The 26,195-nt window shown below is 47.1% G+C and carries 19 protein-coding genes; 10 read left to right on the forward strand and 9 right to left on the reverse strand.

Annotated features, from left to right (window positions below; all coding sequences use genetic code 11):
- From AC5JBY_RS14135 to AC5JBY_RS14160, 6 genes are all read left to right on the forward strand, one after another.
- Positions 1 to 741, forward strand: coding sequence for a LytR/AlgR family response regulator transcription factor (locus tag AC5JBY_RS14135; protein WP_495905252.1), 741 nt, complete (start codon positions 1 to 3; stop codon positions 739 to 741).
- Positions 742 to 1,170: 429 nt separating this feature from the next.
- A complete protein-coding gene (locus tag AC5JBY_RS14140) occupies positions 1,171 to 4,284 on the forward strand; it encodes a SusC/RagA family TonB-linked outer membrane protein (protein WP_495905253.1) in 3,114 nt (1,037 codons plus the stop codon).
- A 20-nt stretch (positions 4,285 to 4,304) separates the two neighbouring features.
- On the forward strand, positions 4,305 to 5,609 hold the full coding sequence (locus AC5JBY_RS14145; protein ID WP_495905254.1) for a RagB/SusD family nutrient uptake outer membrane protein: 1,305 nt from the start codon (positions 4,305 to 4,307) through the stop codon (positions 5,607 to 5,609).
- 142 nt (positions 5,610 to 5,751) lie between these two features.
- Positions 5,752 to 7,179, forward strand: a complete 1,428-nt coding sequence (locus AC5JBY_RS14150) for an AI-2E family transporter (protein ID WP_495905255.1) — start codon at positions 5,752 to 5,754, stop codon at positions 7,177 to 7,179.
- Between the two features lie 4 nt (positions 7,180 to 7,183).
- On the forward strand, positions 7,184 to 8,707 hold the full coding sequence (locus tag AC5JBY_RS14155; RefSeq protein WP_495905256.1) for a hypothetical protein: 1,524 nt from the start codon (positions 7,184 to 7,186) through the stop codon (positions 8,705 to 8,707).
- Positions 8,708 to 8,729: 22 nt separating this feature from the next.
- Positions 8,730 to 10,100: a YeiH family protein gene (locus tag AC5JBY_RS14160; protein ID WP_495905257.1), complete on the forward strand. Its 1,371-nt coding sequence runs from the start codon at positions 8,730 to 8,732 to the stop codon at positions 10,098 to 10,100.
- 219 nt (positions 10,101 to 10,319) lie between these two features.
- Here AC5JBY_RS14160 and AC5JBY_RS14165 read toward each other — a convergent pair whose 3' ends face one another.
- A complete protein-coding gene (locus AC5JBY_RS14165; RefSeq protein WP_495905258.1) occupies positions 10,320 to 12,767 on the reverse strand; it encodes an outer membrane beta-barrel protein in 2,448 nt (815 codons plus the stop codon).
- Between the two features lie 243 nt (positions 12,768 to 13,010).
- On the opposite strand from AC5JBY_RS14165, the gene AC5JBY_RS14170 reads away from it, so the two are divergent.
- The 3 genes from AC5JBY_RS14170 (at position 13,011) to AC5JBY_RS14180 (ending at position 16,446) form a co-directional block, all read left to right on the forward strand.
- Positions 13,011 to 14,057: a sensor histidine kinase gene (locus AC5JBY_RS14170; RefSeq protein ID WP_495905259.1), complete on the forward strand. Its 1,047-nt coding sequence runs from the start codon at positions 13,011 to 13,013 to the stop codon at positions 14,055 to 14,057.
- A 2-nt stretch (positions 14,058 to 14,059) separates the two neighbouring features.
- Complete coding sequence (locus AC5JBY_RS14175) at positions 14,060 to 14,773, forward strand: LytR/AlgR family response regulator transcription factor (RefSeq protein WP_495905260.1); 714 nt, start codon at positions 14,060 to 14,062, stop codon at positions 14,771 to 14,773.
- Between the two features lie 188 nt (positions 14,774 to 14,961).
- Entirely contained in the window at positions 14,962 to 16,446 is a 1,485-nt protein-coding gene (locus AC5JBY_RS14180; protein WP_495905261.1) for an NHL repeat-containing protein, read from the forward strand.
- A 3-nt stretch (positions 16,447 to 16,449) separates the two neighbouring features.
- On the opposite strand, the gene AC5JBY_RS14185 is transcribed toward AC5JBY_RS14180, so the two are convergent.
- The gene (locus tag AC5JBY_RS14185) at positions 16,450 to 17,691 is read right to left on the reverse strand and encodes a glutamate-5-semialdehyde dehydrogenase (protein ID WP_495905262.1); all 1,242 of its coding nucleotides are present in this window, start codon (positions 17,689 to 17,691) and stop codon (positions 16,450 to 16,452) included.
- A gap of 12 nt (positions 17,692 to 17,703) precedes the next feature.
- Positions 17,704 to 18,735 carry a glutamate 5-kinase gene (gene proB / locus AC5JBY_RS14190; protein ID WP_495905263.1) on the reverse strand — a complete coding sequence of 344 codons (1,032 nt, stop codon included), beginning with the start codon at positions 18,733 to 18,735 and terminating at the stop codon, positions 17,704 to 17,706.
- Positions 18,736 to 19,029: 294 nt separating this feature from the next.
- Between proB and AC5JBY_RS14195 the strand changes: the two genes are divergently transcribed.
- Positions 19,030 to 19,899, forward strand: coding sequence for a polysaccharide lyase (locus tag AC5JBY_RS14195; protein ID WP_495905264.1), 870 nt, complete (start codon positions 19,030 to 19,032; stop codon positions 19,897 to 19,899).
- A gap of 149 nt (positions 19,900 to 20,048) precedes the next feature.
- Here AC5JBY_RS14195 and AC5JBY_RS14200 read toward each other — a convergent pair whose 3' ends face one another.
- From AC5JBY_RS14200 to AC5JBY_RS14225, 6 genes are all read right to left on the reverse strand, one after another.
- The gene (locus tag AC5JBY_RS14200; RefSeq protein WP_495905265.1) at positions 20,049 to 20,900 is read right to left on the reverse strand and encodes a ThuA domain-containing protein; all 852 of its coding nucleotides are present in this window, start codon (positions 20,898 to 20,900) and stop codon (positions 20,049 to 20,051) included.
- Positions 20,901 to 21,171: 271 nt separating this feature from the next.
- The gene (locus AC5JBY_RS14205) at positions 21,172 to 21,618 is read right to left on the reverse strand and encodes a VOC family protein (RefSeq protein WP_495905266.1); all 447 of its coding nucleotides are present in this window, start codon (positions 21,616 to 21,618) and stop codon (positions 21,172 to 21,174) included.
- 74 nt (positions 21,619 to 21,692) lie between these two features.
- Positions 21,693 to 23,156, reverse strand: coding sequence for an alpha-L-fucosidase (locus tag AC5JBY_RS14210; protein WP_495905267.1), 1,464 nt, complete (start codon positions 23,154 to 23,156; stop codon positions 21,693 to 21,695).
- 10 nt (positions 23,157 to 23,166) lie between these two features.
- Positions 23,167 to 24,099: an SMP-30/gluconolactonase/LRE family protein gene (locus AC5JBY_RS14215; RefSeq protein ID WP_495905268.1), complete on the reverse strand. Its 933-nt coding sequence runs from the start codon at positions 24,097 to 24,099 to the stop codon at positions 23,167 to 23,169.
- Positions 24,100 to 24,373: 274 nt separating this feature from the next.
- A complete protein-coding gene (locus AC5JBY_RS14220; RefSeq protein WP_495905269.1) occupies positions 24,374 to 24,964 on the reverse strand; it encodes a nucleotidyltransferase family protein in 591 nt (196 codons plus the stop codon).
- Complete coding sequence (locus tag AC5JBY_RS14225) at positions 24,961 to 26,187, reverse strand: XdhC family protein (RefSeq protein WP_495905270.1); 1,227 nt, start codon at positions 26,185 to 26,187, stop codon at positions 24,961 to 24,963. The genes AC5JBY_RS14220 and AC5JBY_RS14225 overlap by 4 nt, the downstream gene beginning before the upstream one ends.
- Positions 26,188 to 26,195: the final 8 nt, after the last annotated feature.

A 26,195-nucleotide genomic window follows, 5' to 3' on the forward strand; every position in this document is an offset into this window, starting at 1 on the left:
ATGAAATGCATGATCGTTGATGACGAGCCAGATAACCTGGTGACATTGAAAAAGATGCTGGCACAATATTGTCCGGAAATAACTGTGATAGGAGAAGCTGCTTCTGGCGATGAAGCAATATCGCTCATCAGGAAATTACAACCTCAGTTGGTACTGCTCGATATTGAAATGCCCGGCACCAATGCCTTCGACATGCTGAACCAGCTAAGGCCAATAAATTTTGAGGTCATTTTCGTAACTGCCTTTGCAGGCTATGCAGCAAAGGCATTTAGATACAGTGCATTGGATTACCTGTTAAAACCCGTTGATATAGACGACTTGCGGCAGGCAATTCAAAAAGCAGCAGTGAGGAGTATGGAAAAGAGCTATAACGGCCGTCTTGAGGCACTATTGAATAGTACCTTGGCAGGAAACACCTTTTCAAAAATAGCAGTTCCTACTGTTGACGGGCTCGTATTCTATCCGGTAGAGGATGTGATTTGTTGTCTGGCAAAAGGCATGTACACCGAGATGGATTTGTACAAAGAGAAAACCCAGCTCCTCACCAGCACGCTAAAAGAAGTAGAAGAAATATTGCCGTCCGGTGTCTTTTGCCGCGTTCATAACTCATACCTGATCAATCTCAACCACATTAAAAAATACTACAAAGGAAAGGGGGGATACGTGGAAATGAGTAACGGGCGCACCATTGAAGTTTCCTTCAGGAAGCGCGAAGAGTTCCTCAGCCGTTTCAAACATTGAGTGTAAAGCCCACATTAAAAAATCCTCCTTTCTTGGCAGATCAAAGAAAAAGGTTTTAATTTGCCTACTAAATTAGTGGACTATTAAAAATAAAATAGTCTTAGTTTGCGGGACCTTGCCACCTGCAACCTGGCTGATTAAACAGGTTCACCGTTAAAACTGACTGAAATGAAAACCATGCAACCAACATCGCCCGTGAAGGCGCTGGTGTTTATACGCACTATTCATTCCTCCTGCAACTTTACTTGTTGCTGCTGATCCAATCCACATTATTACAGGTATCACCGATGCAAGACGTCTTTCTTTCAACTCGCTGAAAGAAAGGGTAACTACTATTAAACCTGACGGACATATGCTCCTATGAAGCACTGTAGTGGCACAATCCACTGCAGCGGATATCTATTTTTCAAAACTAACCAGGAAAACGTCATGCACAAGAATGTATTAGCGGGCATTTGGATGATACTGATATTCCCCCTGCTGTCGCCTGCACAAACAGGTACCGATCCCATTATAAACTCAACCCTCACCGGGAAAGTAATAGATGCAAAAAACAAACTGCCATTGGCAGGAGCAGGCATCGCCATCAAAGGCACTACTCACCAGGTTATCGCAGATAATGACGGTAGCTTCAGCTTTAAAACAGGCCAGCGGTTTCCCTACATTCTCATCATTACAAATGTAGGATACGAAACAATAGAGCTTGTTGTCAACGAGCCCAATGTAGTCATAGCATTAAAAGAGGCTCACAAAGACCTTGATGAAGTAGTGGTGGTGGGCTACGGAGTGCAAAAAAAGAAGAGCCTGATTGGTTCTGTCGCGAAAGTAAGCCCTGCACAAACAAAGAACATCCCTGTTGCCAGCTTCGACGCCCAATTGCAGGGGCAGGCAGCTGGTGTGCAGGTGAACACATTCTCTGGATTGCCGGGAGAAGGCGTACGAGTACAGGTGCGAGGCACAAGTTCTATCAACTCCAGTAATGATCCGTTATATGTAATAGATGGCGTATTTGCCAACAACAATACCCTGTCCACCATTAACCTGGGTAGCAAATTCACTTCGCCACTGGCAGATATCAATCCCGCCGACTTCGAAAGCATAGAAGTACTTAAAGATGCAAGCGCCATCGCCATCTATGGTTCCCGCGGCGCCAATGGAGTGGTGCTGGTAACAACACGTCGTGGAGATTTTGGCAACGGCAAACCAAAATTCAACCTCAACGTCTACCAGGGCTGGCAGTGGGCCGATCAATCCCGCATGTGGGACCTCACCACCGGTCCTGAGCATGCCATGCTGGTAAATGAAGCCTATACCAATTCAGGTATAGAAAACCCGGGGCAAATAAAATATAGCTACGCTACCCGTCCATTCCAACCCAATGCACAAGGCATAGCACAGCCCTTTGCAATAGATAAACGTGGCAACCCCGAGGATCAGAGCACTTATGATCGGCTCAAAGAAGTATTCAGAACGGCACAGGTAAGGAACATCGACTTCAATGTCCGTGGAGGTAGCAAAACAGTGCGCTATTACCTGGGTGTCGGCTACACGGATCAGGAAGGCATTTTGAAGCCCTATAAATTCACCCGTGGCAGCTTTAAGTTCAATGTCGATGCAAAATTGAGCGACCATGTGTTGTTGGGTTCCAGCAACGGTGTCTATCGTTCATTCCGCCAGCAAGTACGTGGAGGGGCAGGGCAGGAGGCGGGCCACTTGCTGTCAGCATTGCACCACCCAACCTACTTCCCGCTCACCTATCCTGATGGCACACCTTCCCGTGGCTCTATTTATGAAAGCATTCTGAATCTGGTTAATACCGATATCGCCGACATTAATAGCAAAAGCATCCGCTACCTCGGCAACCAGTTTCTGGAAGTCAACATCATACCCGGCCTTAAATTCAAAACATCTTTTGGTCTTGACTATAACTCCTACAATGAAAGCGAGTACTTCAACGACCAAACCCAGATAGGAGGAGTATTGAATATCGGCGGCTACAAGAACGAAGCCTTGACCAGCTACAGCGTATTCTTGAATGAGCAAACGTTGAGCTACAACAATGGACCCAATGCCACACACAGCATATCTGCTGTAATAGGAAACACATTCCAAACTACCCAGCTCAACTTCAATTCCCTTACAGGCTCAGGTTTTCCCAACAACTCCTTCAAAGAAATATCAGCAGCCTCCAACCGCACATCCGCACAAAGCCAAACGAAATCTACCTTGGCCTCCTTCTTCGGACGTGTCAACTACAGCTACAACAACAGGTACTTTGTGGAAGCTACCCTGCGTGCCGATGGCTCTTCAAAATTTGGCGCTAATAACCGCTGGGGATATTTTCCCGGATTTGGTGTAGCCTGGAGACTCAAAGAGGAATCATTCCTGCGTAATGTAGATGCTGTGTCTGATCTGAAAGTAAGAGCAAGCGTTGGTGCGGCCGGCAACCAGAATGGTATTAGCGACTTTGCTTCACGTGGCCTCTGGTCAGGAAATGCACAGTATTCCGACAACCCAACCAGTGGCGAAAAACCAGGCACGGCTCACTTCCAGTTGGAGAACCCCGACCTGAAATGGGAAAAGACGACCACTTACAACCTGGGTGTTGATGCAGGCTTCTTCCGCAACCGCCTGAACGTAGACCTCAACCTCTATTATAAGTATACTACCGATGCCCTCTTGTATGTACCAGTTCCTGGTTCTACCGGTTATGTTAGCTCACTGGCCAATGGTGGAGAGATCAGCAACAAAGGAATCGAGTTGGGCATCAACGCGGTCAACATCAGTACAAAAGATTTTGAATGGAGTACGAGCTTCAACATCGCACGCAACGTAAACCGTGCCGAAAAGCTGGTAAGCCCAATTACCTTTGAGGCCCGCGAATACATTCGCACAGAAGAAGGCGCACAGCTGGGATCATATTGGCTCTACAAACAATTATATGTAGACCCACAAACAGGAAACGCAGTATTTGATGACGTGGATAAAGATGGTAAGCTCACCGCTGCCGACCGCCAATTGCTCGGTAACCTGATTCCGGATTTCTTTGGTGGTATCTCCAACCGTTTTACCTGGAAGGGATTTGACCTGAATGTCCTGTTTACCTACCAGTACGGCAACAAAGTATACAACTTCAATCGCTTTATCCTCGAAGGAGGCGGCACCCGTGATGCATCACGCTCCATACTCAAAAGTCAGCTCAACAGGTGGCAGAAGCCCGGCGATATTACAGATGTGCCCCGTCTCACATTCTTTGGCAATAACTATACGATCGAACAGAACAGTCGTTTCCTCGAAGATGCATCCTTCCTGCGCCTGAAAGCAGTAGCGCTGGGATATACATTGCCCGATAGCTGGAGTGCAAAACTGAAACTGGAAAAAGTACGCTTCTATGCACAGGGAACAAGCCTGTGGATATGGACAAAATACACCGGAGCAGATCCTGAATCATCCGGCAGCGCCCTCCAAAACCGTCAGGGGCTGGACACGGCTACGCCGCCACAGCCGATAGGCATTCAAATAGGCGCTAACATTTCATTCTAATCGCTGCAAAAAATACTACCATGAAAAAGATAACATTCATAATATTGGTTTCACTTGCAGCAGCTACCACCTCCTGCAAAAAATACCTCGATGTAGAACCCTCGGACCTTGTATCCGATGAACAGACGATCTTCGATAAAACATCTGCAGAAACCGCCCTTCGCGGAGCATACCGTGGATTGGCAAGCCTCAACTACAGTGGCGGCTTTCAAAACACCATCCTGCAATCTGGTGCCGATGTGATCTCGGTAAACACAAGTCTTACCGATTTGTCCGTAACCAACTACGACCTGCGTTCGGATATTCCATTCCTGCAAACATATTGGAACAACAATTACAACACGATCAATCGTGCTAACCACATTATAGAAAAGGTGCCAGCTGTTACTGATCTTAAGCTCACTGACCCTGTCCGCGACCAGATACTCGGCGAAGCCTATTTTATTAGAGCCCTGTCATACTTTGATCTGGTAAGGTTGTATGGCAACGTGCAGATATTTCTTACCCCTACTAAAACAGTAGCCGATAAACTGGGCGTCAGGAAAAGCACCAAAGACCAGGTATTGGCGCAGGTACTGGACGATTTGAATAAGGCAGAAGGTTTATTGACCACCACAGTAAATAGGAACAGGGCTAATAAATATACCGTATACGCTTTACGTGCAAGATTGAACCTGTACCAGCAAAAATATACAGAAGCAGAACTGGATGCGGATAAGGTTCTTGCGAGCACAAGCTTCCGGCTTATCAAGCCATTCAATCTGGCAGCGGGTACGACTGAATCTATTCTGGAACTTACCTACAGCATCAACGATCAGAATCCCGGCTTTACATTGTGGAGAGGCAACAGGCAATTATCACCCTCTACTACTTTGCACAACCTGCTCAACGATCCCGCAGTAGGAGGAAGCAGGAAGATACTGTCGGTGGTAAACACCTCCAATCAATACATTGGAGGAATCTTCCCGGTTAACACTTCACCCAACTACGTATTGCGTACAGCAGAAATATACCTGATCAGGGCCGAAGCACGCGTCAAAAAAACAACCTCCGATCTGGATGGTGCAGTGGCCGATCTTAATGAAGTAAGGTTACGCTCAGGTATCGATAAAACAACAGCCATCACAAAAGATCAGATTCTATTGGCAATAGAGAATGAACGCAGGGTAGAGTTCGCCCTCGAGCCACACCGTTGGTTCGATCTCATACGTACAGGCCGTGCGCCGGCCGTACTGGGATTGAAAAATCCCAATAAATACATATTCCCGATACCGGCTGCCGAAATACTGGCCAACCCGGCACTCGAACAAAACCCGGACTATTAAAGGAAATGCGAATCTCCCTTAGATGTCATTTCGAACGGAGCCATCAGGGATTTTAAAGAGACGTGAAGCAATGGCGCAGTGAGAAATCTGCTAACGAAGCGAAGGGAGTTAATGAGACAAACAACTTATCAAACCTTACTAAATGAGTAAACTAACAACATTCCAGGCAGCAACCCCATTAGGGAGATGGTTGGAGCCGGTGAACAGCCGGCTGCAAAAAATTGCACAGCCAGGCTACGAATGGAAAGCATGGAAGACATGGGAGATCATCCTCTTCCGCTTTTTCTTCATCTTCTTCCTGCTGCTCATCCTGCCAATAGATTGGAAATTCTACCGCGACCTGTTTACCATCAACTGGACGCACTTGCATTTTCACGACCTGTTCCGGTTGTCCAAATACCAAACCCAATTCATAGCACAGGACAGATTGCCACAATGGGGCATAGGCGTATTTACCAATTGGGGCATTGCTATTGTCTTGGCTACAGTGGGAGCAGCAATATGGAGCCGGGTAGACAAAACCAGGAAAGAATACAATGTGCTCTATTACTGGTTGCGCGTATTATTGCGTTATCGCCTTGCGCTGGTGCTGGTTACCTATGGATTTATCAAGCTGTTCCCACTTCAGATGCCATATCCATCACTCAGTAATTTGCAAACGAATTACGGCGATTACTTTGCCTGGAAGATTTACTTCCAGACCACAGGTATCGCCCCTAATTACCAATCCTTCCTGGGCTTTGTAGAAATACTGGCAGCCTTCCTGTTGTCTTACAGGCGCACAGCCACCTTCGGAGTAGGACTGATCTTCGGCTTCATCGGCAACGTAGCAGTAGTGAATGGTTTTTATGATATTGGTGAGCTTATTACGAGCACCTTCATTGTATTAATAACCTCCTTCCTCTTTGTATATGACATTCCAAGATTGTGGCGCTTCTTGGTAAGAGAGTTGCCAACAAAAGCCAATAGGCTGAGGCCCGATTTCTCCGATAAGCGATTGAAAGCATGGCGCACCGGATTACGATACGCCTTCTTGCTTTTTGTAGTGCTCTTTGCGTATAAAACCTTCGATAACTATACCCACGATCCCTACAAAGTACCCAAAACGCCCGGACTCGCAAATGCCTATGGCTTCTATAATGTGAAACAATTCATTCTGAACAACGACACTATCCCATACTCAAAGACCGATCCCAATCGGTGGCAGGATGTCATCTTCGAAAAATGGTCAACACTTACCATTAAATCCAACCGGCCGGTTAAAGTAGATTTCACCAGCGGGGAAAAAGCTGCAGAAAAAGATATAGACCGAAACTATGAGTTGGCCGGCCTTGCAGGGCGCCATTATTTCTATTATGAAGCCGATACAATAAATCACACCCTGGCGCTGCAAAATAAGAATGTCAACCATCGGGAAGAGAAGCTATCCCTGCAATACACAATACCCAATGATTCCACCATTATCCTGAGCGGGATCAATGAGAACAGAGATTCCATCCAGGTAGTGCTCAATAGGATCAATAAAAAATACATGATGTTTGAAGGCCGTCGCCGGCCGGTTAAAATTTAAAAACATGTCAAACACCGTCACACACCCGGCCTTGCCGGCAGAAGTAACAACGGTGATCAGGGAGGCGGCCGCCAATGGCGCACCGGTATCACCACAAGCTCCTTGGACACACTTCCAGAAGATAGCGTTCCGGATAGGATGTCTTTACATGCTGTTCCTTTGCATACCGACATACCCCAAATTTTACGAACACCTGTTTGGGCTGCAGTGGAGTAAGATCACCTACCACGATTTTCAGACCATTGTGGCATTCTGGCCGCCACAGATCATTCTCATTGAATCCGAGGAAGGCGTATTTGGACTACTCAACTACATCAACCTTATCCTGGTTTTTGTAGCTGCAGCAATAGGAGGACTTATTTGGACGGCATTCGACAAAAGAGCAGTTCGATATGATAAACTGTACTACTGGATACTGGTGCTGGCACGTTACCGCCTTGCATACGGGATGATCGGGTGGGGGTTGAAAAAAGCATTTCCCATGCAAATGGTTTATCCCACGGTGGGCATGTTGAATACCCCATTTGTAGATATGGCAGAAAAGAAGCTCTACTGGTCACATGTAGGCGTTTCCTTTGGCTATACTGTTTTCCTCGGCTTTGCAGAGATCATTCCGGGCCTGTTATTGCTACACCGCAAAACGGCAGTATTAGGCGCTGCCCTGGCTGCTGTGGTCACCTTCAATATCTGCATTGCCAACCACGCTTATGATGCAGGCGTTGCAGTCCCTGCAGCTTACTTTGCAATTATTGGGACCTTCATAGCTTGGTACGAACTGCCCAAGATCTGGAAACTGGTAGTGCAGGAAAAAGACATCACCTTCGCAAAAAGATATTATCCGATATTCAAAGAAAGATGGAAGCGAAACCTGCGTACCGGCATAAAATTTACCTTCAACTTTATATTCGTTCCGCTCGCAGCGGCCATGTGGGCTTATGGGTTCTTTTACGGCAACAACTACAACATACCCAGTACACCCGGTCTGCCGGAAGCAAAAGGTGTCTACACTGTTACCGAGTTCAGGTTAAACAATCGATTGCTTCATTACGATCCCTATGACTCAGTTAGGTGGCAGGACGCTATCTTTGAGAACTGGTCAACCCTGAGCTACAGAGTCAACCGGGGAGCAATCGCCGATCGCATGATCGGATATTCTCCCCTCCGGGTGAAGGACGATAAGAAAAATACACGTCTAAACCAGGTCAATACGCAGGATTCGGACCAGTTGGCCAAACAAAAGAAGAACCGCGATCTCGGAGTTACTCGTTGGGAAGTAGGAGGGATGGCAGGCGATAGAAGATACTTCTTTTACACGGCCGATACGGTTAAACAGGTACTGTATCTGCAAAACAAGAACAAGAACCACCAGGATGAAACACAGGTATTGCATTACAGCAGGCCGTCGCCCAACAGGGTCATCCTTACAGGAGTAAATGAATTTAGCGATTCGATTTACGTAGTGCTGGATAAATTTGATAAACACTATCCGCTGGTAGAAGGACGTCAAACAAGTATTAAATCCTTTTAAACAGCCAGAATAAAATAAGAACATGTCATACGAAAACACAAACCAGGCAGTAAGCCTCGATGCGGAGGCACTGCAAATATCAACAAAGAAGAGCTTTTTTTCGTCCCTTACTGAAGACTGGTGGGCAGTCATCATTGGCGGCATCATTATTATTGCTGCATTGGTAATCGCTTTCACCGCTACCGGATTCAAATTCAGTGTACCTGTCTACCAATGGGCCACTACGGATGATCTTGTGGGCAAGGTGTTATCAGGCTCGAATCTTGTGCTCATTGCAGGTATTGGCGTTCTGTTCGCAATCTTGTCTTCAATAGCCATCGCCTTGTCAGGTGGTAGCATCGCAAATTACCTGAGAGGCTTTTTCCTGGTATTTGTATTGGGCGTCGTTTCCCTCATTATTGCCGGAAACAAAACCATCGCATATTATGGCATAGAATACGTCATATTCGCGCTGATTATCGGCCTGCTTATTGGCAACCTCACCAAAATACCCGATTGGTTGCGCGAAGCAGCACGCTCGGAGTTCTTTATCAAAACAGGATTGGTGATACTGGGTTCAAGTGTTCTCTTTACAGACATTGTGAAAGCTGGTTTACCAGGCATCCTGCAGGCCGTATTGGTGGTGAGTGTAGTATGGTTCTTTGCATTGTGGCTCAGCCGTCGTCTGAAAGTCGATGATGAATTTGGCGTGATACTGGCATCAGCCGTGGCCATCTGTGGAGTATCGGCAGCCATCGTGGCCAGCGGTGCCATCAAAGGCGATAAGAAGAAACTCTCTTACATTACTACATTGGTATTGTTGGTAGCCATACCGATGATGATATTGCAACCTTGGTTGGTAAAAGTTTTGAATATACCCGAAGTGGTGGGTGGAGCCTGGCTGGGCGGCACATTAGATACCACTGCATCAGTGACAGCGGCAGCCGCATTAGTTGGCCCTGCGGCGTTGAAAGCAGGAGTGATCATTAAGTTCTCCCAGAACGTATTGATAGGGGTGGCAGCTTTTTTCATAGCCGTCTGGTGGACATACCGGAAAAACGCCGAAGCTAAACAACAGGCAAATGTAGAAAAGCCGGGTCTTGGTGTAGTGTGGGAGCGTTTCCCCAAGTTTGTATTGGGCTTCATTGCAGTATCACTGATCTTCTCATTCCAGATTCCTGCCGACATTGGCAAATCAGTAAGCGGTATCCTCAATAGCCTGCGTACTGTTTGGTTTGCCCTGGCCTTTGTGGCCATCGGTCTCGAAGCACGCTTTACCGATCTGGTGAAAATAGAAGGTGGTCGTCCTGCTATAGCCTTCATTGGTGCGCAGATCTTCAACATCATCTGGACATTGCTCTGGGCCTGGCTTCTTTTCGGAGGCATCCTCCTTGCCGTACCGGATATTAAATAATATATGACAGTTAGTCGAAAGGTGGTTGATGCCGTCGAAGACGGCTCTTACCGCCTTACTATCTTTCCGGCTAATATCACAAAGAGCGTGTGACCTAAAAAAAATTGACCTGACAGTTTCGTTCGCGACGTAAACGAAACATGCCAGGCCATTCTAACAACTGATTGCATATTTCAGCAAAGGGTGGGTCGCCTTTCAAAGGCGGCTCACCCTTTGCTGTTACTGCGCCCGCTCCTTCACATCATCAGCCGTATTATCGTTATACCGCCGTTTGCGGGCAAATGTCTCTTTACCGAAGCTGTAGCTGAAAGAAATACCCACACGCCGCGTATCGTTAGTGCCAATATGATACGCTACTGCATTCGATAACCCCTTGGTTTCATCCTTCCAGCGCAGTGTGTAAAAAATATCCTCGAAGTTCACTTTCAGAGAACCCTTCCCTTTCAATACTTTCTTTTGAACAGCAGTATTTACCCAGTATCGCGCTTGCACAATACGTTGCCAATTGATATTGGGGGCATTATAAGCAGCATATAATTCTATACCCCAATCATCAGGCAACTTGAATTGACAAAGTAAATTGGTTCGCCACGTGTATACATGAATATTCAGGTTTTCAGTATATATCTGCCCCTTTGTTTCGAACCTTGCACCGGCAATATGAAAATTAGCTGTCCACCACTTGGTAGGATTGAGATTCAGGTATAGCAGCAAGGCTGCCATCTGCCGGGTAGCAATATTTTCCGACCGGGTTATCTGTACATTGTTTTCTATCCGCGCAGCACCGGTAATACCATCTGTATTGCGCTCAAACATGGCAATCAAATTCACCAGTTGCTTATAGCGATAGGTCACTTCACCCCGGTTGCTATAAGAAGGTTTCAGATAAGGGTTACCGGTATTGTAAGAATACTGATCGATAAAAAATAGGAAAGGATTGAGCTGCTGATAGCCCGGCCTGCTCACCCTTCGGGCATAATTGAGTGCCAGCGTATGTTTGCCCAGGCTGTCGAGTTTATACGAAAAGAAAGCTGTGGGGAATAGTCCATTATAACTATTGGTAAACGAACTCGCAGGCACCATGGCATTGCCCAGTTGATTGCCTTTGATCTGTGTATTCTCAAACCGCAGACCAAGCTGCAAACCCAGTCTTTTCCATTCCCTCCGGCCATTCACATAAGCAGCGTTGATATTTTCATCATAAATAAAGTGATTCGATCTGCCATAATCAGGCGTATTACTACTGCCATCCACAGCAAAATAATCAGATATGTTATCGTTCCTGACGAAACTGGTTTTGAGGCCGCCACTCAAAGAAGCCTTGTTCTTTAAAGGATGCGAATAGTCGGCCCGGGCAGTATAAATATCGATATTGGAAGGTAGGTCATACAAAAACTCATTGTCAATAGACTGACCACCTGAAGTGCCATTTACAAAATTCTGCAGTAACTGCTTCCCCTTGTTGTTGTAATTGATGTAATTCACATCCGCTGTCAGCTCCCTCCCGGAATTGTCAAACTTATGCTGGATGTTCACATTGCCATTCAATTGATGCCAGGTACTTCTCGTTGTACCGTTACCCCAGCCAATAGAGTCCAGCACATCACCGGCACTATAACGCTCGCTAACGTAGCCCATGAGTTCCTTCCTTTTCCTGCTGGAGGCAGTACCGATGACGCCGATGGTTGTTTTACTCGAAAGCGTATAGTCCATGCCCACCCTGCCCGAAAGCTCATTACTGCCTGTCGAGGTGTAAGTTCCCAATGAAGTGGAAGCGCTTTTTTGCGAATTACCGGAATAAAACTGCCGGTTGTTCACCTCATCACCAAAATCGGAATACCGGCCGAAACTGAAATTGCCAAACAAGTTCACCTTTCTGTTGAGATAATTCAGGTTGAGCGAATTATAGCTCCTTGCCAGTTTCCCCTGATTATAGTTGAGGGTGGCGCTACCAGCATACCCTTGTGTCTTTTTCCTTTTGAGACGGATATTGATCACAGCCCCGCCATTGGCGTCAAAGCGGGCAGGAGGGTTGGTCATCAACTCGATCTTGTCCAGCATACTGCCCGGCAAAGACCTTAAATAAGCAGCAAGATCACGCCCGCTCATATAAGTAGGCCTTCCGTCGATGAGTACGTTTACGCCGGCAGCGCCATTCAGGCTGATCTCCCCATTGGCATCCACGGTAATGCCGGGCGTTTTCTCCAGCACCTCCAGCGTATTGCTGGTAGCACTGCTGATCATTGATTCTACATTCACAATGGTTTTGTCGATGTCCTGCTCGAGCAGCGGCTTCTTGGCGGTCACCACCACCTCCTTGAGATCAGCCTTCTTTTGAGGCATCAGGATAATGGCAGGCAACACCAGCTGGTTACGGTCACCTTCCAATGTGAGAGGAGCGCTGGTATAACGTTGAGTACCGGTTGCTGTAATGGTCAGCAGGTATATGCCTTGAGGCAGGTTGGTAAATTCAAACCGGCCATTATCCCTGGCCGTTTTCGTTTGAACAATGGCTGAATCACTGGCCTTCCGCAACTGCAGCGTAGCGCCTGCAACGGGTTCATTTTGTATATCTTTGACCTGCCCGCTGATCGATTTGCCAGACTGCTGGGCCAGAGCAAAGAGCGTGAAGATTACAGTACAAAAAAGCGTCAAAATTGATTTCATGGCGTTGAAAGTTTAAGAGCGATACAAGGTTTAGGGCAAATTTGGCCCGGAGATACAGCCCGTTGAAATAATCATGTCGTACGCAGGGATTTGGAGGGCAGAAGGCCGTTTGAACCGGATGAAATGGTTGGTCCGCCTTTATAGGGTGTCTGACACAGGAACGGCCCGGTTGATCAGGTAAGTTTTCGGATACAGAAATTGCCCATCAGATTTGCAGGCAATACCAAAAGAAAAATATTTAATATGGGGAAGCTGACGAACATAGCACGCTCAATATGGCGAAGTACGACGTTGCGATATGCATTCTTTACCGTGCTGGCGTTTATCCCACTGGTTATTACCGTACACTCCTTTACAGTGATGCTGGTAGACCGTGGCGATGAACCGATCTCATTTTTGATTGCTACTTACTTTCTTGCAGGCGTATATGTTGGTATGTACATGGCGCAGATGTGGACCAACAAATACAAGATCATTCCTGTCCGTTTTTTTATTTTGCTGTCGATCATTATTGTGGCAAGCCTCGTATTGATCTTTTTTACAGTTCAATTCTCGATCGTCGTTGAAAAGCATTTCCTGTCGTTGCTATTCATCGCCCTGCCCTTGTTGATAATGAGCTTGTGCACGGGCATGTTGATCAAAATGGTACGTTCGACCGTTAAGAACCAGTTGCGGGAGGCAAGGTCCGATGCAGCACAAAGCCAAAGCGAGCTAAAATTGTTGCAAAGCCAGCTAAGCCCCCATTTCCTCTTCAATACGCTCAACAATATTTATGGGATCTCATTGTCCCGCCACGAAAGTGTACCCCCGTTATTATTGAAGTTGTCCGACTTGCTCCGGTATTCAGTATATGACGCCCGGGAACAATTCGTTCCCTTAAAAAATGAATTGGAGTATATTCATAACTATATAGACTTCGAAAAAATAAGAGTGGGAGAAAAACTGGTATTGACCACCGAGTTGGAATACCACATAGACCCCAGGATCAGGATAGCGCCCCTGCTGCTGATCATATTCATCGAGAATGCTTTCAAACATGCAAAGAATACGACAGAACAAAAGATATTTATCGATGTTAAACTTAAAGTATGGGGCAAAAACATCCTCTTTTCAGTAAAAAATTCAAGCCAGCCCATTAACATATCAAAAGGCGTACTGAATGAACATAGCGGATTTGGCTTGGATAATGTGAAAAAAAGACTGGAATTACTGTATAAAGATGAATATACCCTGAACATAGATGATGAAGACGATCATTATATTGTGGTGTTGCAGGTAAAATCGAAATAAAAATGGAGCAGTACAATTGTCTTATTGCGGATGATGAACCCATTGCCCGGGAGATCATAGAAGGATATTGCAAACATTTGCCAACCCTGAATGTGGTAGCTTCCTGCGCCAATGCCCTGGAGGCAAAAGCAATAATGCAGCAGCAGAGAGTCGACATACTTTTCCTCGACATCAATATGCCGGTGCTGGATGGTATCGCATTCCTCAAAACAATAAAAGATCCGCCCGAGGTTATATTCACAACAGCCTACAAAGAGTACGCATTAAATGCATTCGACCTGGCCGCTTGCGACTACCTGCTTAAGCCATTTTCTATGGAGCGCTTTATAGTGGCGGTAGATAAGGCCATAGAAAAGCTGAATAAATACATTCCGCCCGCTCAGCCAACAACCGGAGAGACCCGGATAGACGACGCATTGTTTGTCAAAACCGACAGCAAGATATTTAGGATACCCCACAAGGATATCTTATATGCCGAAGCCAGTGGCAACTACATCAAAATAGTTACGCCGCAAACAACCTACATGCCCGGCATGACCTTCTCCCAGTTCGAGCAACAACTTCCCCGCGCATTATTCATCCGGGTGCACCGCTCCTTTATCATCAATAAGTCCTTCATTATCCTCATCGAAGGTAACCGCGTATACATCAATAAAACAGAAATACCCATCGGCAGCAACTATAAAGACCCATTCCTGAAAGAGTTAGGGTTATAATAGGCATTTACCACAAAATGGTATTGCTTAACCTGCTATAAGCCAGTAATTTTATTAACCTGCCGTTTTCTTATCTAAAGCCGGCACTACATCATCATGTAGCTTTAGGCTGATTAGGGCCATTTATCTTTGAAGGACCAGCCCTGCGTAAACACCTCCTCATTCATTTACCATGTAAAACATTACGTATGAAACGTCCTGTTGTTATATCCACATTGTTGTTACTACTGCTATCCTCCTGTGTCAAGTTGCCTTTCCCCAACGAAAGTAATACCCCGCCAGATGCAATAGAAGACGTTACGATGTATGACTCGACAGGAATGGCCATCAAGGATTTTTATGCCGGTCGGTTGATCAGGCTCGAATCCGATAAATTTATTGCCCTGAACCAGGCGGCAGACCTCACCAAAGAAGGAATTATAAAGTTCGACGCAATAGACGCGGTTATTATAAAAGCAGAAAAAAATTACCTCCTTACGCGCGTTCCGCTCATGGCCCGGTCGCTGACCATCAATGTATCCATAAGACTGCTGCTACAAAACTACCAGGCACGCCTATGCCCACGCTGTGATTTTGTCTACAGGCCCACAGTACGAGGGCAAATTTTAGCTGGTTATGGAAAAGGTGCCCCGGATGGTACTTTCCGCGAACCTGCAGAAATGACACTCGATGCAGCAGGAAACATATACGTGATCGATCAGGAATTTACACACGATGTTATTTTGAAAGTCACACCGGCAGGAGTAGTTACCCCATTTGCGGGAGCTGGCGGCGAATTTGGAAGATTGGTAGGTATCGGACTCGATCGTACCAGGAATTGCATATATGTGGCCGATGCTACGGTGCACCGTGTATTGAAGATTGATATCACTACACCTACAACAATAACTACATTGGCTGGTAGTGGTACCGCTGGCAACACAAACGGCACAGGCACAGCCGCCAGCTTTAATTTTGGCAACCAGCGTGCTTACCTGCCGGGCGATAATGACAAGGGCCAGGGGTTGACATTGGATGCATCAGGCAATATTTACGTAGGAGAGATTTATGGAACAGCTCCAATTGCCTCACAGATCAGAAGAATTACACCAGAAGGAGTCACTACAACAATGCCCGGCAGCCAGACAAACCCCATGGGTAATGCAGAAGTATTGATACCCGCCGGCCTGACGTTTGTTGGTACAGACATGTATTATGTTAGCGGGTATTCTAGTGTATTCCAGGGCATTACTCGTATTACCAGTGCCGGAACCCGTTCGGTTACGGCTGGTCAGGTACATGCCGAAAGCTTGAACGATGCGACCGGTGCTGCTGTAGAGTTCTCTTATCCCAGGGCCATCGCTGCTACAAGTACTTATCTATACGTGGCCGATGGCTCCAACGGAGCGCTAAGACGTAGCAGCTTATCCGGTCAGGTAATTACCTTGGCAGGCGTAGGACATCGCAACACCAATTCACAATGCGGTGGCAGTTGCCCACCCGGTGGATTGTTACCTCTTCAAGGATCATTCCCGATGCCGGTTTCTTTATCGTTGGTAGGACCAGATTACTTCGAAGAAGCTGCCCGCGCTATACGCTTGGACATAGTTAGTGGAGTAGCTGCACAAAATGATGGGCTGATCTACGTATCAGATGCAGGATACAGATGTATCTGGAAGATAACCCTCCAGTAGCCATTACCGGATTTGCCCATTGCCACGGATCACCCATTTCTCAGTAACCAGCTTTTCCAGCGCAAAAGGTCCACGCGCATGTAACTTCTGCGTGGAGATACCGATCTCTGCACCCAGGCCAAATTCTTCACCATCCGTAAAGCGGGTAGAAGCATTGGTGTATACTGCTGCAGCATCCACCTCACGGATAAAACGCTCACACGCCTTTTTATTCTCCGATACGATGGCTTCAGAATGTTTGGTAGAGTAGGAGGCAATATGTTCCAGTGCTTCATCCATATCTTCAACCACTTTGATGGCGCACTTCAGGCTCAGGAACTCCCGCCCGAAATCGGCAGCAGTTGCTTTTTGTAAATGCGGATAACCCTTCAGTAAGTCATAAGCTGTTTTATCGGCGAATACTTCTACGTTATGCTCCTTGAAAGCCGGCTGCAGGCGTTTCAGAAAAGCCTTGGCCACACCCTTATCAACCAGCAGTGTATCGGCAGCATTGCACACAGAAGGGCGCGAAACCTTCGCATTTACGGCAATGTTCACTGCCTTTTGCAGGTCGGCATTGCGTTCAACATATACATGCACCACGCCGGCGCCGGTCTCGATCACAGGCACAAGACTGTTTTTACGTACATATTGAATAAGGCTATCAGAGCCACGGGGAATGAGCACGTCGATATATTTTGTAGCAGTAAACAGTTGGTCTACTACTTCGCGGGATGGCGGCAACAATGTCACTACATCGGGATTCACACCATACTCCTTCAGCACCTTCTTGATGAGTTGAACACCCACTTCATTGGTATGAGCCGCTTCGCTGCTGCCCTTCAACACACAGGCATTGCGGCTACGCAAACAAAGAGCCGCAATATCGAAAGTTACATTAGGCCGCGATTCATAAATGGCACCAACCACACCCAGCGGCACGTTGATCTTTTGTAATTGCAAACCGTTGGGCAGTGTCCTTTTCTCCAATACCTTGCCGGTAGGGTCGGATAGCTTGGCCACCTTTTTGATACTGGCAGCTATATTTTTTATCCGCTGCTCTGTTAGCAACAGCCGGTCATTACGCGGATTGTCAGGGTCCTGCTTCGCAAGGTCTTTGGCATTCGCTTTCAACAGTACTTTTGATTGTGCCACCAGTTCATCACTCAAAGCCCGCAACAGTTGCTGAGATTGTTGAGCGCTCAATGCCTGCAGACTGGTAGCAGCCCTATGCGTTTTTATCAGGAGAGGTAATACAGTTTTCATGAATGGCAAACATTAGAATAAAACAATATCATCGGCATGCGCCGCTATCACATTCTTCACAGTGAGCTGAGCGTTGATGGCCTTGGCATCGGCCTTTGTTTTGGCCACGCCCAGGATAATTCCTTCTTCATCTACCAGTTGCACCACTTCACCAACGGCAAACTTACCGGTCACACTGGTAATGCCCACCGTTAGCAGGCTCTTCCGGTTTTGCAGCGCTTTGGCGGCGCCTTTATCAACATGAATGGTTCCAAGCGTCACAGAGCCGCTGGCCAGCCATTTTTGCCTTGCCCCCAGCGTAGAAGCCTGCGGCACGAAGTGAGAGCCATTACGCCCTTCCAGCGCTGCGGTGATCGGCTGATCACCCTTTAGCCCGCAGATCACCACCTGGATGCCGAGCGATGTAGCCAGCCGTGTAAAAGTCAGCTTGGAGATCATACCACCAAGACCAAGCCCGCTTTTCTCTGTACTCACATACTTCATTACCTGTGCCACCTTTTCGATGCGGGGTATCACCTGCTTCTGATCATCGAGCAGGCCGCCGGCCGAAGTACAAAGAATAAGCGACGAAGCATCAAAGCCGATCGCGATCAGCGTAGCCAGTTCGTCATTATCAGAAAACTTGATCTCTACATTACTCACAAGGTCGTTCTCATTCACCACCGGCAAAATGCCATTCTCCCAAAAAGTGGTAAACGTTTCCTTCAGTTGCAGGAATTGCTTCCGGTTCGAGAAATGCACCCGCTCACAAAGCGCCTGCGCCACGGGAATGCCATGCGGTTTGAAATATTGGGCATATAGTTGAATAAGAATAGGATTGCCTACCGCTGCAGCGGCTTTGCGTTCAGACAGGGTACCCTTATAATCCTGCAGGAATTTCTTACCGCTGCCTACGGCGCCACTGGATACCAACACCAGCCAGTATTTTGCACTCAATGCAGCTATCTCAGCAGCCACCTTTTTGATGATGCCGGTATCGATATTCCCTTCCTGGTTACTGATCACAGCAGTGCCTAACTTGACGACTAAAACTTTCCGCGACATTTCTACTTCTTTAATAGAGTAATGGAGCGTAAAAATAATGAATAACCAGCTAATGAGAACCCCTTAATTGGATCAACAGGAATATACAGCTTACTAAATTGCCAATACATGATAGGATTGATATTGGATCAATACATATCTTCAGTGATATTGAGTGCCGTTGTGCATCGTTGGCACTCAATCACTCCAAGTGATTTGCTGCTAAAACGCCTGCCCGGGCGTGTTCAGGCCCACCTGTAAAAGTTTACGGTCGCTTGTCCTATTTATATTTTCTATCCAATTAAATGAAGAAAAATGCAAATCAAAACCAATGCACACCATTATGCTATGCTGCTTTTATTCCTGAGCGTAGCCACTTTATCCTGTAAAAAACAAGACATTCAGCAACCCCTCACAGAAGAAAAACCAGGCGCCACGCCAAATGAGGTAGGTCTGAATGCCATCAACAGCACCTTTTCAGAAAACTGGGACAGCTATGCCCATGGTAGCCAGTACACCAGCGGGCAGGCATCTGCCGATTTCGGCAACATCAGTGGCTGGAATGCAGGCCGTTCCATGATCTCTAATGGAAGCCTGAGAGTAACATTAGAACCCAATGCCTTATCAGGAGCTGGCGGTATTGTCAGCAATATCGACGTGTCCGACGGTTCAGCCTATGAACTCGATTTCACCATCCGCTTCCATAGCCAGTTCGATTGGAGCCGCGGAGGAAAAGTAGGTTTCGGCTTTGCCATTGGAGAAGGCAATGCAGGTGGCGATCCTGCCTGGGACGGCAATGGCGGCACCCTGCGCCTGATGTGGTACAACAACAATGGACGCGTTTACTTCCATCCCTATGTTTACCACAGAGACCAGCCTGGCCAGTATGGCGATAATTTCGGAAAATCGTACCCATCATCAGGTAGCCTCGTCAAGGGACAAACCTACCAGGTACACATGTACATCAAGAGCAACACCGGCAGCAGCACCAATGGCCGCGCGCAGATATTGATCGATGGAAATACACTGCTCGATATTCCCATCCGTTGGACAACCAACGATGCGCAACGCTTGATCAAACAGGTTACCTTCCACACCTTCCGTGGCGGCAGCCAATCCTATTGGATGTCTCCTACAGTAGGTTATATATATTATGATAACCTGTCTGTTCACAAGATCAGTTAACAAGATTTCAACCAGCTAATAAAAACCAATTGCATGAATAAAACCGCAGGCGGTAAAAACTACCACTGCTAAATAGGACAAGCCCCTAAAACACAAACCCCGGATAACCTGACAACAGGCCATTCCGGGGTTTTGGTTTATAGTACTAATTATTTTCTAATAGGCCCCTTCTTCATTTTCCCCAGCCACAACAAAGCATCGAGGAGAAACTTACTTTGCGTTTCATTATCAAAAGTCAGGGACAGCTCTTTATTCGTTTTGTGTTCATAGTCGATATCATTATGCCCCATGTTCATGTACAGCATTTTGAACTTGGTATTCGTCCAGGCAACAGGATAATAGCCACTATGCCATATCTCATGCTGTTTGGGACCAGTGCCCAGCGGAAAACTGGTAGAGTCGATCGACAACAGAATTTTGATATCCGGATTTTTGCGCAGGTCATGCTCCCAGCGATACCACTCGTTCGGGGCCGATTTAAAAGTAACTGGCAGGTTCTTGGTGAAGGGATATTTCTTATCCTCTACACGCAGCACAGCCGAAGTCGGCCGCCAGGTATTACTCTTATATTGGCCTGATCCTAAAAACAGGTTATGGTACCAGTCCCAATTTTGCGGAAAAGCAGAAGGAGTCAGCGCAAAAGCGGCAAAGTGAAACCCGATCCACGCGCCACCCTTTTCCATGTACTCCTGAAAAGCAGCCCGGTGAGCAGGAGAGTCGGGCCGGGTATCGAGGAACAGCACCACCTGGTATTGCGACAGGTAAGAAGCGTTCATATTACTCCAGTTGTTGGTCGAATCATAGACAAAATGATTCTCTGCAGCCACCTTGGCCAGCCATTTATTGGCCTCGTGCACATAGCTGATATGTGCTTGGTCACTTCGTGCAGTGAAAAAACCAATAACTTTAAATAGGGGAGCGGTACTTTGGGCGTTCAGGTTCAATAAAACAGTAAAGCTAAGAATACAGCAAAGCAATGATTTAGGGAAGTTCGTCTTCATGAATTAAAAGAAAGGTTTCGACCAAGATAAGGAATTTGAAGCGCTTCACCCCTTGATATTGAAATCAATTTCGAAAGAAGGTCCACTCTCTTTGTCATTTCGAACGGAGCCATTCGGGACCTAAAGAACAGGCAGTGCTGGCGTAGTGAGAAATCTGCTTGCGAAGTAAACGTGTACCAACGCAAACGTATATCGAAGCAAAGAGTATTACCCGGTCCCTTAGGGCCCCTTATCAACTTTTCAACTCGTCAACCTATCAACTTCTCCCCCCTCAGGCAAACACATCAAGCTTTTTCTCCTTATTCACTATTTCCAGATAATGCGGATTGGTCATAATCCCCAGAATATTACCAAAAGGATCGATAACAGAGGCGGTAATAAATCCGGCGCCACGTGGAGTAATTGGCAGATGATCCTGTGCCCCCATAATTTTCAGCCTTTCAAGCGTGCCTTCAAGATCATCGACATGCCAGTAAAGAATAGCGCCGCCTGGTTGGGCAGCGCCACCACCACCGGGTAGAAACTTGCTATTAACAATGCCAAACTCATGCTGATAATCACCAATGCGCCATTCTAAATAACCTGGATCGCCTTCTTCCGGACGACGGAAATAAGGTTCAACACCAAAAAGTTCAGTATACCATTGTTGAGCAGCTTGCATATCATCAGCAAAGAAACTGACGGTCGCAAATCCATGGAATGTTTGTTTTGTAGCCATTTGTTTTCGTTTTAAATGATGCTACAAACCTAATACCACCCACTGACAGCCCTATGTCAGCAGCCCAAAAGAAATTAATAAATGGCTACATTGGAGATCGTCGGACAGGCTTTGGCGTCAGTGATAGTCACCCTGATCTGATTGGTTTTTACGGGGTTGAACTTCAAAATGCGTTTATAGCCAATAGTGGTAGCATCAGCAATTTTATTCCAGGTGCCATCCTGCCAGGCTTCAACCGTGAAAGCTTTTACCCGCTGCCCCAGTTTGATGTATTCCTGCAACACAACATATTGAACAGTTGAATGCACAGGGAGCGTGACAGTGAAGCTGCCGGTGGTTTTATCATCATCAGTGGCCCAGTAAGTTTCCTTATTGCCATCAGTCAGGTTGCGGGCTGCAAAGGCCGCTTGCTTACCCCTATAACTATCTGCCTGTACAGGAGCCTTGAGCGCGAGGTTCTTGCCAAATTCTTTTTTCAGTATAGCTGAGAAACCTTGCAAAGACTTTACATCGATCTCATGAAACAAGCCACGACGATCAGGAGGGATGTTCAATAACAACGTAGATCCACGGCCTACAGAAGTAAGGTAAATGTTGAATAGCTGTTCCGGCGTTTTCACCTGGCTGTCTTCCTTGGCGTGATAGAACCAACCCGGCCTGATAGATACATCCACTTCGGCAGGCACCCATTGCTGGCCATCAGCAGAGCCGGTGTTAAGTAGTTTCTCAATATTAGGTTTACCCGCGTACAATGTATCAGTTGAAATCGTATTCCAGTTTGTTTCTCCGGCCACGCCACGTTCATTCCCTACCCACCGCACACCCGGACCGGCATCACTAAAGAAGATGACATTCGGTTGCATGCTGCGCACCAGGTCCAGCGTAGTAGGCCAGTCGTAATAAGTAGCCCCGTTAATTCTTCTCTTTTCCCGCGCACCGCCATAATAACCATCGCCACCATTAGCTCCATCAAACCACATTTCAACCACAGGGCCATAACGCGTAAACAACTCCTTCAACTGATTGCGGTAATAAGCAACATAAGCAGGCGTTCCATAATCAGCACGGTTCCTGTCCCAGGGAGAAAGGTATACCCCGAACTTCAATCCATATTGCTTACAGGCATCACTGGCCTCCTTCACAATATCACCCTGGCCATTCTTATAAGAACTATGCTTGATAGAATGCTCCGTATGCTGGCTGGGCCACAGGCAAAAACCATCATGGTGCTTGCACGTAAGGATCATAGTTTTGAAACCAGCCTCCTTCAAAGTCCTGGCCCATTGCCCGGCATCCGTTTGCGTAGGGTTGAAGATCGCCGGCTGTTCATCACCATAACCCCACTCGAGGTCAGTGAATGTATTGGTGGTAAAATGTACAAACGCATTCAGCTCCATCTCATGCCAGGCAAGCTGTGCAGTAGTAGGCACCGGCAACACGGGCACAGGTGCAGCTACCTTGGAAGTTTGAGCCAACACACCCGCAGGAATGAACACACAGGCGAGATATAATAAACGTAATTTAAAAGATAATAACATAGCAGTAAGATTATTCAATACCCTTCACGCGCATGCGCAAGGTATACACAGCCGTAGAAGCAGTAATAAATAAGATATCCCTGTTCTTGCCACCAAAACAAAGATTGGCAGTCCACTTTTCAGGAATAGGAATGTGCGCGATCTTTTGCCCCTGCGCATTATACACCGTTACGCCATTGCCCGCTGCATACAGATTCCCTTCCCGGTCAAGCGTGATGCCATCAGCCGTTTGAGAAGCAAATAATTCACGGTTGGTCAGCGTAGCATCCTTGTTCACCTGGTATTTATAGATCTTCCCGGCGCCAATATCCGCCACGTACAGCGTTTTGCCATCCTTGCTGCCTACGATCCCATTGGGCCGCGTGAAGTCGCCCGCTACCACAACTGGTTCTTTTTTGCCCGGCGCCAGATAATACACCTGCTGCTTGTCCAGCTCGCCCACCTTGCGCGTCCAGTAATCACGTTGATAATAAGGATCAGTGAAATAAATCCCCCCCTTGCGGTCGAGCCACAGATCATTAGGGCCGTTCATCTTCTTGCCCTCATAATTATTCATCAAGACCGTTACGGCTTTAGACGGATTAATAGACCATAACTCATTTTCCGCATCTGCGCAGGCAATGATGTTTCCCTTCTTGTCGATGTACAAGCCATTCGATCGGCCCGTTTTATCAAGAAACAGCGAGAGCTTTCCCTCCGTATCATACTTCCATATCTTATCATTCGGCTGATCAGTGAAGTAGATGTTCCCCTTCTTATCCACTGCAGGTCCTTCCGTAAAACTGAATTGTTTCGATACCAGTTCCGGTTTGGCATTTTCATATACCGGCGACAGCGTGTCTCCAATCGGTGAAGCGATAGCTTTGTTTGTAGCGCTGCAAACAAGGGCAGCTATGGTACAACCAATATATAGACGGGAAAAAAAGGAGCGGTGTTGGATCATATGGTGCATTTAAGTCTACAATGCTAAGGATTTCGGGTGATTTGTGGCTACTTACTGTTAAGAAGATTTTCTGGAGGACTGTTAAGGATATTTCTGAAGGACTGTTAGAAAGATTATTAAGGGGCAAAAGATTGAAGGAGGGTTTTAAAAATTGTCTCGCCAGAGTTTTAGGACGCTTGCCTTGTCAAAGGTGTTTTCAGAATTGCCTCGCCCTTTAGGGCGAGGTTCACAAAGAACTTCTCTCTCGGGCTTTAGCCCAATTGCTTAAACGCTGTTATCCCTTCAAATTAGTCAGCCGCTCATAATCTTCCGGCGTATCGATATCGAAGCTCCCCTGTGGAAAGGGTACAGTAGCTACATCTTCCGGATATTGTTGCAGGAGCCGCTTGGCCCCCTGTTGCCCGTTCAATCCTTGCAGCGTAGGGAAGTATTGCCTGTCAAACAGCACAGGTGTACCAACAGTGTTATCATAACTGCAACCAACAATTCCTTTACCGGAACTTACTTTCATATCGATCAGCTGTTGCAGCAACCCGGCAGAAATAAAAGGTTGATCACATACCACAATGATGAGCTGTTCAGGAGAGCCCCCTGCTTGCAATATACCCGTCACGCCTGCAGCAACAGAAGTGCCCATGCCTTCCTGCCATTGAGGATTGGGAATGAGTTGCACAGGCGCCTGCTGCAATGCAGCGCCAATCCTATCGGTATGTTCACCGGTCACTACAAAAACAGGCGTACTGATATGGGCAGCAGCCGACATGGCATGCTGCAACAAAGTTTCACCCTGCCAGGTGAGGAACATCTTAGGTTGCCCCATACGCGAAGAAGCACCCGCTGCAAGCAGCAGCACAGCAGTGGTCATATGCCCGATGGATTGTTGTTGGCGAATTGTTCAGTAACGGCGCAGGTAATGGGATCGGCTGTAAGGGAGCCAGCTTTAGGATGTTGTTGCAGGTACTGCTCATGCTGATGAATAGACCCTTGTTTATCACGCAGGGAATTACCTACTCTGGCAGAAAGTACCAGCTTGATCTCGGCCATGATCGATAACGCGATCTCTTCAGCAGTCTCTGCGCCAATGTCGAGCCCGGTAGGTCCGTAAATATTACGACGCATGTCTTCAGTGATGGTTATTCCATTTTCTGTTGACAGCTCATCGAGCATCCGTTCCAGCTTTCTGCCCGGACCTAACACACCTATGTAAGCATGCGGTTGCCCCAGCAGTAAATGCAGTATGGCCTTGTCGTAATTGTAATTGTGCGTCATCAACACAAAAGCTGTTTGAGCGCCCGGCTTTATTTGTTCCAGCGCAGCCTCAGGCTTGCCGGTGATAATAGAGCGTACATCGGGAAACCGTTGCCGGTTAGCATGCCCCGGCCTGCCATCCACCACAGTCGTATGCCACCCAAGTGTATTGGCAATTTTTACCAGGGGAAAGGCATCATTTCCGGCACCAACGATAATGAGCGTTACGGGAGGTCTTACCAATTCAATCAGCCCATTCACCATATTGTCGCCAAGCGTGTATTCCCGCAGAATAGAAGTTTGCGTGGCAAATACTTCTTGAATATCCCTGCCAACAACATATTCCCATTCAGGATTGATCAATTTACCATACACAGCATCCTGCGTTTGCAGCAGGCAGGTGCCAGGCTGAATACCATCATAAGTAAAAAGCGAGAAGAGCGTTACGACCACACTTTCTTTTCCGGTCGACATAGCTTTTTCCAGCAAGGCAACAGGGTGAGTAGTGGCCGCAGGATCGATGGGCTCAAAAAGAATATGCACAATACCGTTGCAGCCCAGTTGAACGCCAAATTGAATATCGTCTTCGTCAGTAGTATCGTAAGTAACCAGTTTGTTCTGTTGCTGGGCAATCGCCAATAATGCTTTCCGGAGCGCATCACCCTCCAGACAGCCACCACTGATGGCGCCGGTAAGTTCTCCATCTTCCGTCACCAGCATGCGCGCGCCGGGGCGGCGGTAAGAAGAACCTTCCACATGCACCACGGTAGCCAGCGCTGTTTTTTTACCAGCTCCCTGCGCCTTTTTAAATGATTCTATGATATCCTCGATCTCTTTCATAACCAGCG

The organism is Paraflavitalea sp., from assembly GCF_059502485.1.